13 protein-coding genes are annotated in these 15,077 nt (G+C 34.9%); all 13 read right to left on the bottom strand.

Features of this window, described 5'->3' with window-relative positions; genetic code table 11:
* Window positions 1-87: 87 nt before the first annotated feature.
* A complete protein-coding gene (locus DXU93_RS04115; protein WP_116879993.1) occupies window positions 88-3,054 on the bottom strand; it encodes a type I restriction endonuclease subunit R in 2,967 nt (988 codons plus the stop codon).
* Window positions 3,055-3,056: 2 nt separating this feature from the next.
* Window positions 3,057-3,743 carry a nucleotidyl transferase AbiEii/AbiGii toxin family protein gene (locus DXU93_RS04110; protein WP_116879992.1) on the bottom strand — a complete coding sequence of 229 codons (687 nt, stop codon included), beginning with the start codon at window positions 3,741-3,743 and terminating at the stop codon, window positions 3,057-3,059.
* The gene (locus DXU93_RS04105) at window positions 3,733-4,260 is read right to left on the bottom strand and encodes a hypothetical protein (protein ID WP_240623418.1); all 528 of its coding nucleotides are present in this window, start codon (window positions 4,258-4,260) and stop codon (window positions 3,733-3,735) included. The genes DXU93_RS04110 and DXU93_RS04105 overlap by 11 nt, the downstream gene beginning before the upstream one ends.
* Window positions 4,261-4,696: 436 nt before the next feature.
* Entirely contained in the window at window positions 4,697-5,320 is a 624-nt protein-coding gene (locus DXU93_RS04100) for a hypothetical protein (protein WP_116879991.1), read from the bottom strand.
* Window positions 5,308-5,994 (bottom strand): hypothetical protein, encoded by a 687-nt coding sequence (locus DXU93_RS04095; RefSeq protein ID WP_116879990.1) that lies wholly within the window; start codon window positions 5,992-5,994, stop codon window positions 5,308-5,310. Before DXU93_RS04095 ends, DXU93_RS04100 begins: the two co-directional genes overlap by 13 nt.
* Before the next feature lie 72 nt (window positions 5,995-6,066).
* On the bottom strand, window positions 6,067-6,573 hold the full coding sequence (locus tag DXU93_RS04090) for a hypothetical protein (RefSeq protein WP_116879989.1): 507 nt from the start codon (window positions 6,571-6,573) through the stop codon (window positions 6,067-6,069).
* A gap of 3 nt (window positions 6,574-6,576) precedes the next feature.
* Complete coding sequence (locus DXU93_RS04085) at window positions 6,577-7,719, bottom strand: restriction endonuclease subunit S (protein ID WP_116879988.1); 1,143 nt, start codon at window positions 7,717-7,719, stop codon at window positions 6,577-6,579.
* Window positions 7,719-9,185 (bottom strand): type I restriction-modification system subunit M, encoded by a 1,467-nt coding sequence (locus tag DXU93_RS04080; protein WP_116879987.1) that lies wholly within the window; start codon window positions 9,183-9,185, stop codon window positions 7,719-7,721. The genes DXU93_RS04085 and DXU93_RS04080 overlap by 1 nt, the downstream gene beginning before the upstream one ends.
* The gene (locus DXU93_RS04075) at window positions 9,182-9,841 is read right to left on the bottom strand and encodes a hypothetical protein (protein WP_116879986.1); all 660 of its coding nucleotides are present in this window, start codon (window positions 9,839-9,841) and stop codon (window positions 9,182-9,184) included. The genes DXU93_RS04080 and DXU93_RS04075 overlap by 4 nt, the downstream gene beginning before the upstream one ends.
* Window positions 9,842-11,323, bottom strand: coding sequence for a type I restriction-modification system subunit M (locus DXU93_RS04070; RefSeq protein ID WP_116879985.1), 1,482 nt, complete (start codon window positions 11,321-11,323; stop codon window positions 9,842-9,844).
* Window positions 11,324-11,637: 314 nt separating this feature from the next.
* Window positions 11,638-13,008, bottom strand: a complete 1,371-nt coding sequence (mnmE, locus tag DXU93_RS04065) for a tRNA uridine-5-carboxymethylaminomethyl(34) synthesis GTPase MnmE (protein WP_116879984.1) — start codon at window positions 13,006-13,008, stop codon at window positions 11,638-11,640.
* 405 nt (window positions 13,009-13,413) lie between these two features.
* Window positions 13,414-14,112 carry an RluA family pseudouridine synthase gene (locus DXU93_RS04060; RefSeq protein ID WP_116879983.1) on the bottom strand — a complete coding sequence of 233 codons (699 nt, stop codon included), beginning with the start codon at window positions 14,110-14,112 and terminating at the stop codon, window positions 13,414-13,416.
* A gap of 2 nt (window positions 14,113-14,114) precedes the next feature.
* Window positions 14,115-14,930, bottom strand: a complete 816-nt coding sequence (gene panB / locus DXU93_RS04055) for a 3-methyl-2-oxobutanoate hydroxymethyltransferase (RefSeq protein ID WP_116879982.1) — start codon at window positions 14,928-14,930, stop codon at window positions 14,115-14,117.
* Window positions 14,931-15,077: the final 147 nt, after the last annotated feature.

The raw sequence follows: 15,077 nt of genomic DNA, 5'->3' as shown, positions 1-15,077 counted from the left end.
CTTTAAATTCATAATAAAAGTGAGGTTATTCATCTTATCCTCACTTTTATTATGAATCGTTTTAAAATCTATACAACATTCCGCATATCAATAATACTCTTTAATATAAGCATAAGCTCTATCAAACAACATTTGATCTTTGTGCAATTTGTATTTATACAATGCTTTACGAAGTGATTTTTGAACTTCACGTTCACCCTGAGAACTATCTTGCCAACCTGCAAATCTCACTACCCGGACTATTGAGTCAATATCTGTGACAATTCGTTCCACTACAGCAGGTGTTTGATCGGTTTTTAATTCTAAGAATAAATCTGTTAGAGCTGCCTTTGGAGATTTCTCTTTTACTTCTTCCTGTAATTCCTTTTCAGCTTGAACGGTTTCTTTAGCAATCTTACATAATTCTTTAACAAATTCAATTGACGAAATTAATCCCTTTTCGGCCTTGTCTCGAAGCTCTTCTAGTCGCTCAGATAAGCTTTTGAATTTAGGTAATGAACCACGGCCTCTAAATCGACTTATTAATGTTCGTATTAAGCTTTTTGTTTTTTGTGGATCAGGATTGTTGAAGATATCTTCTATGATATCGGCATCTAAAACAAATTCATTCAAATTATGAACTTCACCAACATGGATATTTTCATGAATTAATTTGGTTGTTTGGGCTCCTAATGAGAACCAAAGCAATTTCCCTATATCATTTGATGCTGGGCGTACAGATTCAAAAACTTGCGATAACCACTTATAATCTTCTAGATATTGATCCAAAACACGGTCTGGTGAAAGTGATTCCCATATTTTTGATAAATGTTTATAATCCTGAGCAAAGGCATCTTTTAACTCTGGAGTATTAATTGCATTTTGAGCAGCTTCTAAACCTTCAAAACCTGTTATTTTTCTATCAACACCTTCAAAATGAAACAATGCTTTAGCCATTGCTTCTGGAAGCATTTTTTTTACCTCTGTAAGATCTGTGATTACACGTTTAACACTTTCCTCATCAAATTGAAGTGCTTTTGCCGTATCATCGAATACTCCAAAATAATCCACTACTCGACCAAAGCTTTTATTTTTATAAATTCTATTTGTTCTACAAATGGCCTGTAATAATGTATGATCTTTCATTGACTTATCCAGATACATTGTCTGTAGTATTGGAGCGTCAAAACCTGTTAGTAATTTTGATGTTACTATAATGAATTTCAGATCTGAATGTTCATCATTGAACTCCTCCACGATTTTTGTTTGCTGAGATTTGTCTACTCCCCATTTTTGTTTGAACTCTATCGGATCATTTGCAGTTGTTGACATTACAATCTTACTCGCTTCTTCTGGAAAGAATTTATCCAATTCTTCTTTATATTGAACACAAGCATAGCGATCTGGTGTAACTATCATCGCTTTAAAACCATGTGGTTCTACTTTCTCTTTATAATGTGTTGCAATATCTTCAACTATTTTCTCTATGCGTTCAGGTGATTTTAAGAATGCTGACATTTTAGCTGACTTCTTGGTTAATTCATCAGCTTCCTCATCCGTTAAGTCAAGATTTTCTTTTAATTCAGCAAAAGCTTTGTCAATCGTCTCTTTATCAACATGAACATCTACAAGACGGGGCTCAAAATGCAACGGTAAAGTTGCTTCATCACGAACAGAATCATGAAAAGTATATCTTGACATATAACCTCCATCATCTTCTTCAGCTCCAAAAGCCCAAAATGTATTCTTATCTGCTTTGTTTACAGGAGTTCCTGTTAACCCAAACAAAAAAGCATTAGGTAAAGCAGAACGCATTTGTCGTCCTAAATCTCCTTCCTGGGTTCTATGGGCTTCATCGACTAGCACAATAATGTTCTCGCGTGTATTCATATTGGGTTTTGCATCCCTGAATTTATGAATAGTTGTAATTATTATTTTTCGAGTATCACGCTCAAGCATTGCTTGTAATTCGCTAATACTATCGGTTGTTTCAACATTAGGAATATCCGCAGCATTGAAAGTTCCCGAGATTTGAGTGTCTAAATCAATTCGGTCTACCAATATGATAACGGTTGGACTCTTCAATTCTGGAGATCTTCTTAACTTTTGGGCAGCATAAACCATCAATAATGATTTACCTGAACCTTGAAAATGCCAAATTAGTCCTTTTTTAATACGACCTTCGATTACTCTTTCAACAATCATATTTGCTCCTTCATACTGCTGGAAACGAGGAATGATTTTAATACTTTGGTTCTTGTTATTTGTGCTGAAAAGTGAGTAATTTAATAAAATATCTAATAAACGTTTAGGATTAAGTAAATCTGTTAACTCTGCACCTAAACCTGACAATCCTAGTTGTTTTGCTAGTTCGTTTTCATCATTTTCGAGTCGCCATGGTGCCCAAAATAAAAGTGGAGTACGCACTGTTCCGTAATACAATTCTTTTCCTTCTGTAGCAAAAGACAAAATATTTGGTACAAATAACTGGGGAACAGCATTTTCATAAACTCTATGAATTTCATTGGCTCCATCTAACCATGAAACAGAAGGACGAATTGGAGTTTTCGCTTCTCCAATAACAACCGGCATTCCATTAATCATCATAACAATGTCTGGAATCTTTGTTTCTCGGTGGTGAATGCGATATTGACTAGTCACCACATATTCATTATTTGATAATTCTTTAAAATCAATTAAACGGATTACTTCATGACGATTATTCTCTCCAAAAGGCATTGACTTTTGACCAGTCATCCACTTGAAAAACTCCTCATTCGCACGCACTAGTCCAACTTGGTTTACAGAAATTAAAATTGCTCTCAATTTATAAATGACTTCATCTGCTAAACTTTCATCAGCGGCAATACTTGGATTTAACCTCATCAAAGCCGCTTTTAAAGATTGTTCGTCTAAAACTTCATTCACTGATCGGTTCAACTGATCTGAACTTTTAAAAGTCCATTTCACTCCATATTTCTCTATGGGTTCTGCAGCTCCTTTTGAATTTAAATTAACACCGCTGAGTTGATGAATGATATAATTTTCTACAGAATTTAGTTCGTTAAATGTCATATTTAGTTTTTAAGTATTTGGGTGATTTTTTCTTCTACAAAAGGCATCCTTTCACCTAATAATAAAGGATGAATATGAGCCATTAAAACCTCTGTTAGTAAACCTTTGTCAATGATATTTTGTAATTGCTCCTTTATAAAATTAGTTATGCGATTATCATCCTTGGAAATTTCTTCGACGATGTTTATCCTATTGTCTAGTACATAAATTATGTCTTCTATATCGTGACTGGTTCGATAATCTATACCTCTGTTGTTGAATGCTTCAAATTTGGTAGCCAAATAACAAGGTGCGGATAATATTTTAATGTCCTGTGCTTTTGCTTTTGCGGACCATAAGTTTTCAAAACCTATTTTGTACCAACTGTTGGCAGGCCCCAACGGACCATCTTCGGTCGCCATTATATCTACTGGAATATCTTTGTATTTGTAACTACAAATGGCATGACCGAAAGGATCGGGATAAAAACCTAATGCACCTAATTGTGTTTGCACCTCCTCCCAGTGGCTTAGATTAATAATATTCAGGGTCATATCAATATCTTGAGTAGGCCGAATTTCATCCGCAGCAGGGTCATCCGTATATAAACTTACTACTGCACCACCTACAAATACCATATTTCTTTTAATATGTTGGAGTGCTTCAGCAACCTCTGCTACAACCGCTATGTTGATAGTTCTATTCTCCAAGGTTTAATCTCTTTTTTAAGGTTGAAACGGCCAACTCTCTCTCTCTTGCTCTTCCAACTCGTAAGGCATCAACCAAGGCCAACAATTCATATAATTTCTCATCTTTTAAAGCCGCCTCAGGTACCGAAGGGTATAAAGGCAATATGCTTTGTCCACGAACCGTTCCTTTACCATAAGGCCATACATAAGCTTCTGAACTTTGAATTTCTTCACTCAGTGGTTTAGCTGAATGTGAAGTAGGTACACCACGCACTACAGGTCCAGGTTTAATGGGAAACACATATCTTAATCCGTATTGCAAAAACTCCAGCAATGACAGCCGCATTACCATTTTACCATTTGGAGCTAAAAGTCCAGCGTATTTGCAACGACCTACAGCTTCACTCACCTCAGACTGACTCAAGCCTAAGGATTCTGCCATTGGTTTTTGATTCCAGGAAGGAGTGTTGTTACTCACAATTTTAAGTAACAGTAAAACATCCTGTGGTTTAAGCTGCTGGTTTTGTGTCTTCATCATTCAATCTATTGCGTATCGCGATATGCAATAATAAGTGTTTTTTAATTGACTTACAACTTTAAAGGTTAAATTTCTATATGGGAATAGGAATATTGGAAATATGTTATTGTTGTCACCTTTTAAGTCTGTTAAAGCTAATACGACTTAGTATTGTATCGCATATCGCGATACACAATACTAATTTTAAACAATAGATATGAGAATTAAAAGGAGAACATTTAGTGCATCATATCGTTTGATAAATGTATATTTAATTCTTTACATCGTAATTTTATAGCCATTTCAAAGATACCCAATAGTTTCTTAAACGCTTCATCATACATTGGCCAATGATAATAAGAATGAGCCATTAAATATTCTACCGTTTTATAACTTTCGAGAATATCTTTATGGACAAGCTAGTGAAAGCTGGCTTTTATTACATATTTCTTAATTATCAATCTAACTTTTGTTTTTCACTATTAATCTCAACTCCAAAAGCATCTCTACAAATCCCATTAAACTCCTGTAATACCATATCAGTAGTTTCTTGACTAGCGAATCGTTGTAAATCAAAAGGGACAGCTAACCAGTTTCCTTTTAAAATCTGTTGATTGTCATGGGTTGTTAGGTTTCCATTTAGGACATGTTGCATTGGGCAACCATTGTCATTTTTACTGAGTACAAAAAACAAACGTGTTTTAGATGTATTCACATCTCCAAATTGATCCACATTAATTTTCCCTACTTTCTTTTCAGCATTTGCATCGTAATATCCTGTATCTGCCTGATGCACTATTTTAAAATGGTAGCGATCTTCTCCTCTATCTATTCGTCCTAAATTAAACTCGTAGGTATATAAAGACAGCCAGTTCCAAGATAAATAATTGATATTAGCTCTATTACCGTTTTGAGCTGGTATACTAAATTTAGCCCAACCGCTATTGAAAACGACATTATAGTTATTTGAGCAATATTTTACGATATCTAATACTCTTTTCTGATATAAAGCAATAAGTCTATAAGCTTTTCGCACATCTTTAAGTGCTTCATTTAATTCTCCTGTATTTAGTTTGTCCATGATGTTGAAAAATATTGAATAGATTGATTATTAATTTTAACTGATTTTATAAAACGTTCAAGCCAAGGCGAGGTAGGATAACCAAATAGTTCAAAACACATTACCATATCACTTAATACATTGAGTACCGCGCGAATATTATTGGTGTAATTACTGGCTTGTTCTATATCGTAAGTAACATTCAGAATTGTATTTAATACGCTCTTCCAAGTACATTTGTAAATTTGATGTGATACCTCCTTTACTTCAATAGTTTCTGTTTCTGTGCTATATAAACCACCTAGAGCTATAAACACCAATTGCTTTTCATCTTCTGCGTATTCATTATAATACGATTGTATTTCATTTCTCCATTGATGCTTGGATTGTTGTTTAGTATCATTCCTTTTGGCTTCAATAATTATATCTTGTTTCACAGTACGAATAAAAACATCCGGCTCTACATGATTCTTATTATAAGTGTATTCAGGATCCCATTTAGGCCAAAATTCTATACTTTCTATTTGGTGTAGTTCTAAGCCCTCAATGGTGTCAAATAAAGCAGTAGTGAAAATATAATGCAACAACTCTTGGGGTAAATACATTAACCGTTCAAAAACAGATGATGTTAGAGCATCCTCATTGGCTTTGTATATGGTACGGTTGACTTTGTTGTGTTTTATGGCGTGTAACATAGGTGGTTATTTGAATTAACTCCTCTAAATTAAGAAGATTTTTAAATTAGAACCCCTAGGTATAACGAAATATTACCTTTCTTCACTCACCTCCCCATAAATCTCCCTCGCAATCTCCTTAGCCTTTTCTAATCTCACATTATTAAAATGAATTTCATTTTGAAACTCCGGCCATTTTCCAGTTTCCTTTCTAACTTTAAAAACCAATTCTGCTTCAACCGCTTCTGCTAAAGCTATATGTGGCTTATCATCATCGTGCTTATTTCCTTTTAATTCTTGATCAAATATAAACACCAATAATTCTAATTCTGAAACTTGTTTCCACTTATTACCGTGATATCCATTTTTACCTGTAGCTCGTATTCCTTGACCTAGTCTAGTACCAATTGACTGGCTTGCATAACCTACATAAACTATTTTCTCCTTCGCTTTTAGAATATAAATTTTAGGTGTTTTTGATTTGGTAACTGGTTTTTTAAAATTAGTTTCATGGCCATTGCTGTCCTTTTTGAATAAAACACGTTTATCTTTTTCTCCAGAAAGAAATAACGTGTAACAATATGGTCCCTTAAAATCCATTTCTTAAAATATCTGGTTAATTAGACTTTTTTGTAACGATTGAGAGCTTGTGATTCTGGATTTAAAATCAGTAATTGACTTATCAAATTTTTCAGCAATCTTGACAAATTCCTCTCGTTCTATTCTATCTAAAAGAGGTATTTTAATTAGACTAAAATCACTTTTATTGAGTATTGGTACAACTGAATTTGCAGCTCTAGATATAATTCTATGTATGAATAAACTTAATGTATTGTACAAATATTTAGGATTTATATCCTTATTTGGTATAATACTATTAATTTGCTGATTAGTGGCACATGTTTCAGAAGATATCCCCATTTTACCAACTGATGCAATACAAACTATCATGACTGAATTAGGTGGGATTTCCCTAGTTACTTTAAGCCCTTCTTCAGTGATATATCTTTCTGTTTTGTCAACAACTATTTGGGTCTCTAAATCCGAGGGAGTAACAAATTGAATATTTCCATTCCAGTAATCTGTATTTTTAGTAGATGGTGTTGATCCTGTAATTATCTTTCCAATTTGCTTTAATTGAAATTCTTTTGTGTCCTTCTTAAAAAAATCTTTTAAACTGACAGTTTTATCTATTGTTAATTTAGTCAAAACCTCTCTCTCCCTCTCAACAACCTCATCCATAGCCCAAAGTAATTCAGCAAGTTTAGCTTGTTGGTCTTTTGGTGGGAGAAGGAATTCGTAATTAACCAAATCTTTAAACTTCACTCTTGGAGAGAGTCCACCAGCAGAATGCTTAATCGCATAGTCAAAAAACTTCTCGTTGTTAACTATAAATGGAAGTAATTCAGGAATCAGCTTATCCTTAGCTCTAAATACAGTTATATCACCAGAACAAACACCCTCAAAAGAAGCTTGAGCTGCCTTTTTCAAATAAGCCCTTCTCCTACCGAATAATACATCATTAACAGAAAAGCGCTTTGTAAATGTTGTTGGCTCTTCAATTCCTTTTGAGTTTCTAAGGTGTATATCTTCAGAGCTTATGTGTTCCAGTCCAACCACATGTTTAATTCCATCTGCACTTAGGTCTTTACTGGACTCTTTAGGTTCAAATACTACATCGCCAAATTTGACCGGTTTCCAATCTGATTTATCAATTGATAATATATTTTCTAATACTGCTTCCATTATTTTTCCAATATTTTAAATAATTCATCCATTGATGATTTCAATTTTTCACCTGAGTTAATCCAGTTTTCAAAAGACTCTTCAAAGGGCAGAGCTCCAACTCCTTGTTTTTTTTCTGGCTGAACATAGAGACTAATGTTCAAATTACCTTTTTTCGCAATAATATCTTTAATATTAACAACTGCGGCAAAATCATCTATATTTTTATATTTACTATATGCTCCAAAAATTTTGTTAATGTGCTTCTCTTCTAAAAAAGACATTGTTTTATCTTGCTTTACTTCATTCACAGCATTTATAAATAACACCTTCCCTTTTTTATTTTCTTCTTTTCTGTTTTTTGTAATCAATAAACACGCTTCCATCGGAGAGTTGTAAAACAAGTTAGGACCTAAACCAATCACACATTCTACCAAATCATCTTCAATCATTTTACGTCTCATGTCACTTTCAGAATCTCTAAATAGTATACCATGTGGCCATAAAGAAATAGAACGTCCATTTTTATCATCTAGACTCTTTTGGATATGCTGTTGGAAGGCATAATCTGCACAACCTTGCGGTGGAACTCCCCACAAATTCCTACCATAAGGGTCATTTACAAAGGCTTTTTGGTCCCAAGCTTTTATCGAGTAAGGTGGATTGGCCAATATTACATTGAACTTTTTCAGTTCATCATTTTCCAAGAACGCTGGTCGTGACAAGGTATCTCCACGCACAATGCTAAATTCTTCAATTCCATGCATAAACATGTTCATTCGTGCAATGGCAGAAGTAATGAGGTTTATTTCTTGTCCGTATAGTTTTAAAGTTCGGTATTCTTTTCCTTCTTCTTTAAGATGCAATGCGCAATTCAACAACAATCCTCCAGAACCACAAGTCGGGTCATACACACTTTCACCTGGTTGAGGATCCATAATCATGGTCATCAACTTTACAACTGTTCTGTTGGTGTAGAATTCAGCAGCAGTATGTCCACTATCATCCGCAAACTCTTTAATCAAGTATTCATAAGCATTACCCAATTGGTCATCAGGAACATTCGCTAAATTCAGTTTGTGTTGAGAGTAATGCTCCACTAAATTCGTAAGCGTTTCATCAGAGAGTCTGTTCTTGTTTGTCCAAGAAGCATCTCCGAATATTCCATACAAAGTATCTGGGTTTGCTTTTTCAATTTCACGCATGGCATTTTGCAAAGCATCACCAACATTTACAGTGGTTTCTCTTACATCATTCCAATGCGCTCCTTTAGGAATAATAAAATGATGATGTTCTTCGAAAGCAGCGTATTCCAAATCACCATCACTTTCCTTTAGTGCAGTTTCAAACTCTTCATCATAAACATCACAAATGCGTTTAAAGAACAATAAGGGAAATATATATTGCTTATAATCTCCTGCGTCGATTGTTCCGCGTAATTGGGTTGCTGCACCCCAGAGGTATTTTTCTAGTTGTTTTTGGTTCATTTTGAGTTATTAATAAATCGTTCAATTTCCTCATGTTGAATTTCAGGAATTCCACCGTTTGGATGTTGGTTACGCGTAAAAATGTATAAATTCAATGTTGATTCAGCACATAAAATACTAGCGGTACTTTCATTTTTAATCATTTGATGATGAGAAATGTTTTGGTCACTTATTACTACGATATGCCACTTTAACTTACTTGAAAATTTAATAGGAAAGCCTGTTTTAGTCTTATTTCCGAACTCATCAACTTTCTTATAAGTACCAACTTTAACACTTTGCAATTCATTCACTGCCTCTAATGCTTTATTCAAAGTAGGGGCAAAATCCCTTTTCCACCCCAAATCCATTTTAATATCAATAACATCAGTTACAATATTATTTCTAACAATTGCTATATCGGGATAAATTGTGATTGAAGAAGGGTTGTTTTTCTTCGTCAATTTCGTTTTAGATTTATAGGTCATAGGGTAGTCTACCCATAATTCAGTATTTTCTTTATCTAATTGTTTTAATAGAAAATATGCGAACAAATCTTCAACTTTAGAAGATATTGAATGTTTTCTTCCACGTGTAATTTGACTATGATTATATTCTGAATCACGAGCTTCAGAATAGTACTTTTGAATATTATCAATTAATTCTTGATTAGTCATCTAAATAAATTCTTTTAATATCGTTTTAAACTTCTTTTCAGCTTTCTGGCTCTCGCTCCATGCTTCCTTTAAATCAGCCAGTGCTTCCTCAACAGAAGGAAGGTTATCTTCAATAATTTTCTCCACATAGAGTGGAATATTCAAGTTGTAATCATTTTCTTTAAGGTCCTCCTGTGTGGCAACAGAAACATAATTTTCTACTTCTTTATAGTCACTAAACCATGTGTAAATCTGATCAACATGTTTTTTTTCGAGATAACTTTGTGCTCGGCCTACACGTATTTGGTCAGATGCATCAATAAAGAGCACTTTCCCTTTTTTATCAGCTGTTTTTACTTGCTTAAAAACCATAACACAAGCAGCCAGTTGCGTACCATAGAAAATGTTTGAACCTAAACCAATAACTGCTTCCAATAAATCTTGTTCCAGTAATGCTTTTCTGATTTTTCCTTCAGCACCTTTTCTAAATAAGGCTCCATGTGGCAAAACAACAGTCATTCTTCCAGAACTGTTCATAGATTTTATCATGTGTTGTACCCAAGCCATGTCCCCATTTCCTTTTGGCGGAACACCGGCTATATTTCTTCCGTATGGATCATTGGCCCAGTTTTCTGCTCCCCATTCTTTTAAAGAAAAAGGAGGATTTGCAATCACACAATCAAAGGTTCGTAAACCATCCGCATCAAAAAATGCAGGTTGACGTAAAGTATCGCCTCTTGTTATTTGAAAGTCTTCAATACCGTGCAAGAACATATTCATTCGAGCAATTGAACTAGAAGTCAAATTCTTTTCCTGTCCGTATAGTTTTAGCGTTCTATAATCTTCCTTGTTTTCTTTCAGGTGATCAACACATTCTAAAAGCATTCCTCCAGTTCCGCATGCAGGATCATAAATACTCTCTCCTTCATGAGGGTCTAAGATTTTACCCAATAAATGAACAACAGACCTTGGTGTATAAAATTCACCTGCTTTTTTGTTAGTTAAATCTGCAAAGTGTTTAATCAAATACTCGTATGCGTTTCCTAGCATATCAGGATCAACCAAACTATTGGATAATTCATATTGAGAGAAGTGTTCAACCAAATCTGTCAATAAACGATCAGATAATTTGTTTTTGTTACTCCACTGTGCATCTCCAAAAATACCATACAACAATCCTTGATTGGCTTGTTCAATTCCTCTCAACGCTAGTTCAATAGCCGCTCCAACATTGTTTGTTTGCTCTCTTACATCATTCCAATGGCAACCTTTAGGTATTTCAAAACGGTGAAATTCAGGTAAACTAGCATATTCAGCATCTCCATCTGATTCTTCTAAGATGGTTTGATATTCTTCTGTATAAACATCAGAAAGTCTTTTGAAAAACAATAAGGGGAAAATATAAACTTTAAAGTCAGAAGCGTCAACAGGTCCTTTAAGAATCCAGGCTACTTTTGAAAGGTATTGTTCCAGTTGGGAGAGGGTTAATTTTTCTTTATTCATTTATTTCAATATTTGAAATCAGTAAGTTTTACATCTACTTATCTTATTCCTAAACTTTTATAAAAGATTGTACTTATTTGGTATTCAATAGTAATTCAGATGCAAGGTCTAAATATAGTAAAATTGATAATAAAAGTAAGATGTTAACTAATTTCGAGAGGTCACTTTTAACAAAACCAGCCCACTTCTCGATACACCGCTTTTTTATTTTAGGAAAATCAAAGTGATGAGCTATAATTCTGAGGTATTCACTAACCTCTTTCTCTTCCTCTTCCTCCTCAAACCTCTCCCTGTAAAAACAGATTCATCAGTTTTTACTTCCCAATACAGAAATTAGCAAAGATATTCCCCAGCAAATCATCGGTGGTAATTTCACCTGTAATACTTGACAAATGACGAATGGCACTGCGAATATCCATAGCCAATAAATCACCTGAAATTTGCATTGCTAAGGCGTTCTCTACTTGATTCATGTCGGCAAGGGCGTTGTAAAAGGCTTCGTAGTGTCGTGCGTTGATCACGATGGTATCGCTTTCTGTGGAAAGGGCTTCGGCGGATTTGGCTAATTCTAATTTTAGCTCCTCTAATCCTTGGTGTTTTTTGGCTGAAATAGGAATAATTGGATATTTTTCGCTGTACGAAGATAATTTCGAAGTATCCATTTCCTCCGTTTTATTGGCCAATAATACGATAGACAATCCTTCTCTTTCTAAACGTTTTAAATCGTTTTCAACCGTTTCCTTATCTAATTCTTTGGCATCAAAAACATAAAGGAGAATGTTGGATTTGTTGACTTCCGACATGGCACGCTCCACTCCTATTTTCTCGATTTCATCGGTTGCTTCACGAATTCCAGCAGTGTCAATAAAATTGTATAAAATCCCATCAATGGTTAAACGCTCTTCAATGGTGTCACGTGTTGTTCCTGGAATGGATGATACAATGGCGCGCTCTTCATTTAACAAGGCATTCAATAAAGTTGATTTCCCTGCATTTGGTCGACCGGCAATAACTGTACTAATTCCGTGTTTAATTGCATTTCCGTAGGCAAAAGATTCGGTCAAGAGGGTTAACTTCTCTTTCAATTCTACAACTAATTCATTGAGTTCTGTTCTGCTGGCAAATTCTACGTCTTCTTCAGAAAAGTCGAGTTCTAGTTCGATTAATGAAGCAAAATCCATCAATCGCTGACGCAAATGAGCAATTTTATCAGAATAACCACCACGCATTTGATTCATGGCAATTTCGTGTCCTTTTTTAGAATCGGCAGAAATTAAGTCGGCAATGGCTTCTGCTTGAGAAAGGTCCATTCGTCCATTGAAGTACGCACGCATGGTAAATTCACCAGGATTAGCCATTCTACAACCTGCTTTAAACAGTAAGTTAAGAATTTGCTGTTTGATGTAAGAAGAACCGTGACAAGCAATTTCTGTAGTATTTTCACCGGTAAAACTTTTTCCTTCTTTTAGAACAGTAACCAAGACTTCATCAATGACTTTTTGCTCGGCATCTCTTATCGTACCGAAATGTACTGAGTGAGAATCCACTTTCGTTAAATCCTTAGAAAAAATAGCTGATGTAATTTTCAATGCGTCTTCACCAGAAACACGGATAACAGCAATTGCTCCTACTCCATTCGCAGTAGATAAAGCACAGATTGTATCTTTCTCGATTAATAAAGCCATGGTAAATGTTCTATTTGTTTAAGCTGCAAAGATAGGAAATTGTTTGAAGCCTTTTGTACTATTTAATGGAAGCCTTGAATTGGTTGTAGATCTTTCCCTATCGAAGGTAACGATAAACAACACTATTAGGTATTCAAAAATAGATCCCTCCATCTTCGATGTTCGGGATGACAGTTAATTTATAGTTAAACTGGAAAAGGAGGGAAAGCTTCGCTTCCCCTCCTTTTCCCCCTATTCAACCCTGAAAACTGTCATCCCGACAGAGTGAAACGACGAGGAATCTCTTTTTTCTTATCCTAAATGTCAATAAATGAAAGCAACACGGATTATCACGGATTTTTAATTCACCGTAAAGACTGGCATGTCTAAAAAATTAGATGTTAGACAAAGTCTAATGACTAACATCTAAATGTCTACAGTCTTTTCCACTTCCTTCTCAAACCATTTCCACAATGGATCATTTGGAACGTCGGCTAAAATTTCAACAGGTTCTTTTTTAACAGGATGAATAAAGTTAACCTTTCGGGCATGTAAGGAAATACTCCCATCCTTATTTGATCGGCGTGAACCATATTTAACATCACCTTTGATTACACAGCCAATATTGGATAATTGTGTTCTAATTTGATGATGTCTCCCCGTTTTAGGATAAACTTCCAATAAGAAATAACGGTCACTTTCTGCAATTAATTCATAATCTAAAGTCGCTTCTTTTGATTCAGGAGTTCCTTTACTCACTGGATAACTTTTATTTTGCTTCTTATTCTTTTTCAAATAATTCAGTAAAGTTCCTTTTGGAGTCTCCGGTTTAGTTTCTACAATAGCCCAATACACCTTTTGAACTTCCTTTTTCTTAAAAAGTTCATTCATTCGAGAAAGCGCCTTACTCGTTTTCGAAAAAATAACTAAACCTGAAGTTGGTCGATCTAAACGGTGAATCACGCCACAAAAGACATTGCCCTGTTTATCGTATTTTTTGGCCAACCAAAGCTTAATCTTATCTGGTAATGGTGTATCTCCAGTTTTATCTCCTTGAGTAATGTCACCTGAAGATTTATTTACCGCAATAAGGTGATTGTCCTCATAAATAACATTTACTGACATGCCTAATATTGCTCTTTTTCGTTTGGAAAATCACCAGAACGAACATCTCCAATATATTGTTTAAATGCATTGGTCATTTCTTCGTATAAATTGTGGTATTTACGTAAAAAACGCGGATTAAAATCGTTGTTAATTCCAAGCATATCATGTACAACAAGTACTTGACCATCCACACCATTTCCTGCACCAATTCCAATAATTGGAATAGAAACTTCTTTGGCAACACGTGCAGCTAATTCTGCTGGTATTTTTTCTAAAACAATGGAAAAACAACCTGCAGCTTCCAATGCTTTTGCATCTTCAATCAAACGATTGGCTTCTTCTTCTTGTTTTGCACGAACAACGTAAGTTCCAAATTTATAAATAGATTGTGGCGTTAAACCAAGGTGTCCCATAACAGGAATTCCAGCAGTCAAAATTCTAGAAATAGATTCAATAATTTCTTGTCCACCCTCCATTTTCACGGCATGTCCACCAGACTCTTTCATAATGCGAATAGCAGTTGAAAGGGCCTCTTTAGAGTTCCCTTGATAAGAACCAAAAGGCATATCTACAACAACCAACGCACGTTCTACTGCTCTAACCACAGATGCAGCGTGGTAAATCATTTGATCCAATGTTATAGGCAAAGTGGTTTCATGACCAGCCATCACATTTGATGCTGAATCTCCCACCAAAATCACATCAATTCCAGCTGAATCAATTATTTTAGCCATAGAAAAATCATATCCAGTTAACATCGAAATCTTCTCGTTGTTATCCTTCATTTCCTGTAAAACGTGAGTTGTTACACGTTTAACGTTTTTATGTACAGACATAATCAGTTTATTTTAGATACAAATGTAATAAACAAATCAAAATGGGGGGTGAAATTCGGTGGATTTGTGTATGGGCGGTTTTTGTTTGGGGGGTGTGGCAAAAGGCACAAAACAAAAACCACCAGAACAAACGCCCCTACAACAACC

The organism is Brumimicrobium aurantiacum (assembly GCF_003402975.1).
Lineage (GTDB): Bacteria > Bacteroidota > Bacteroidia > Flavobacteriales_D > Crocinitomicaceae > Brumimicrobium > Brumimicrobium aurantiacum.
Note: the sequence above shows the minus strand (reverse complement) of the source record. Positions and strands in the feature narration are given on the sequence as shown.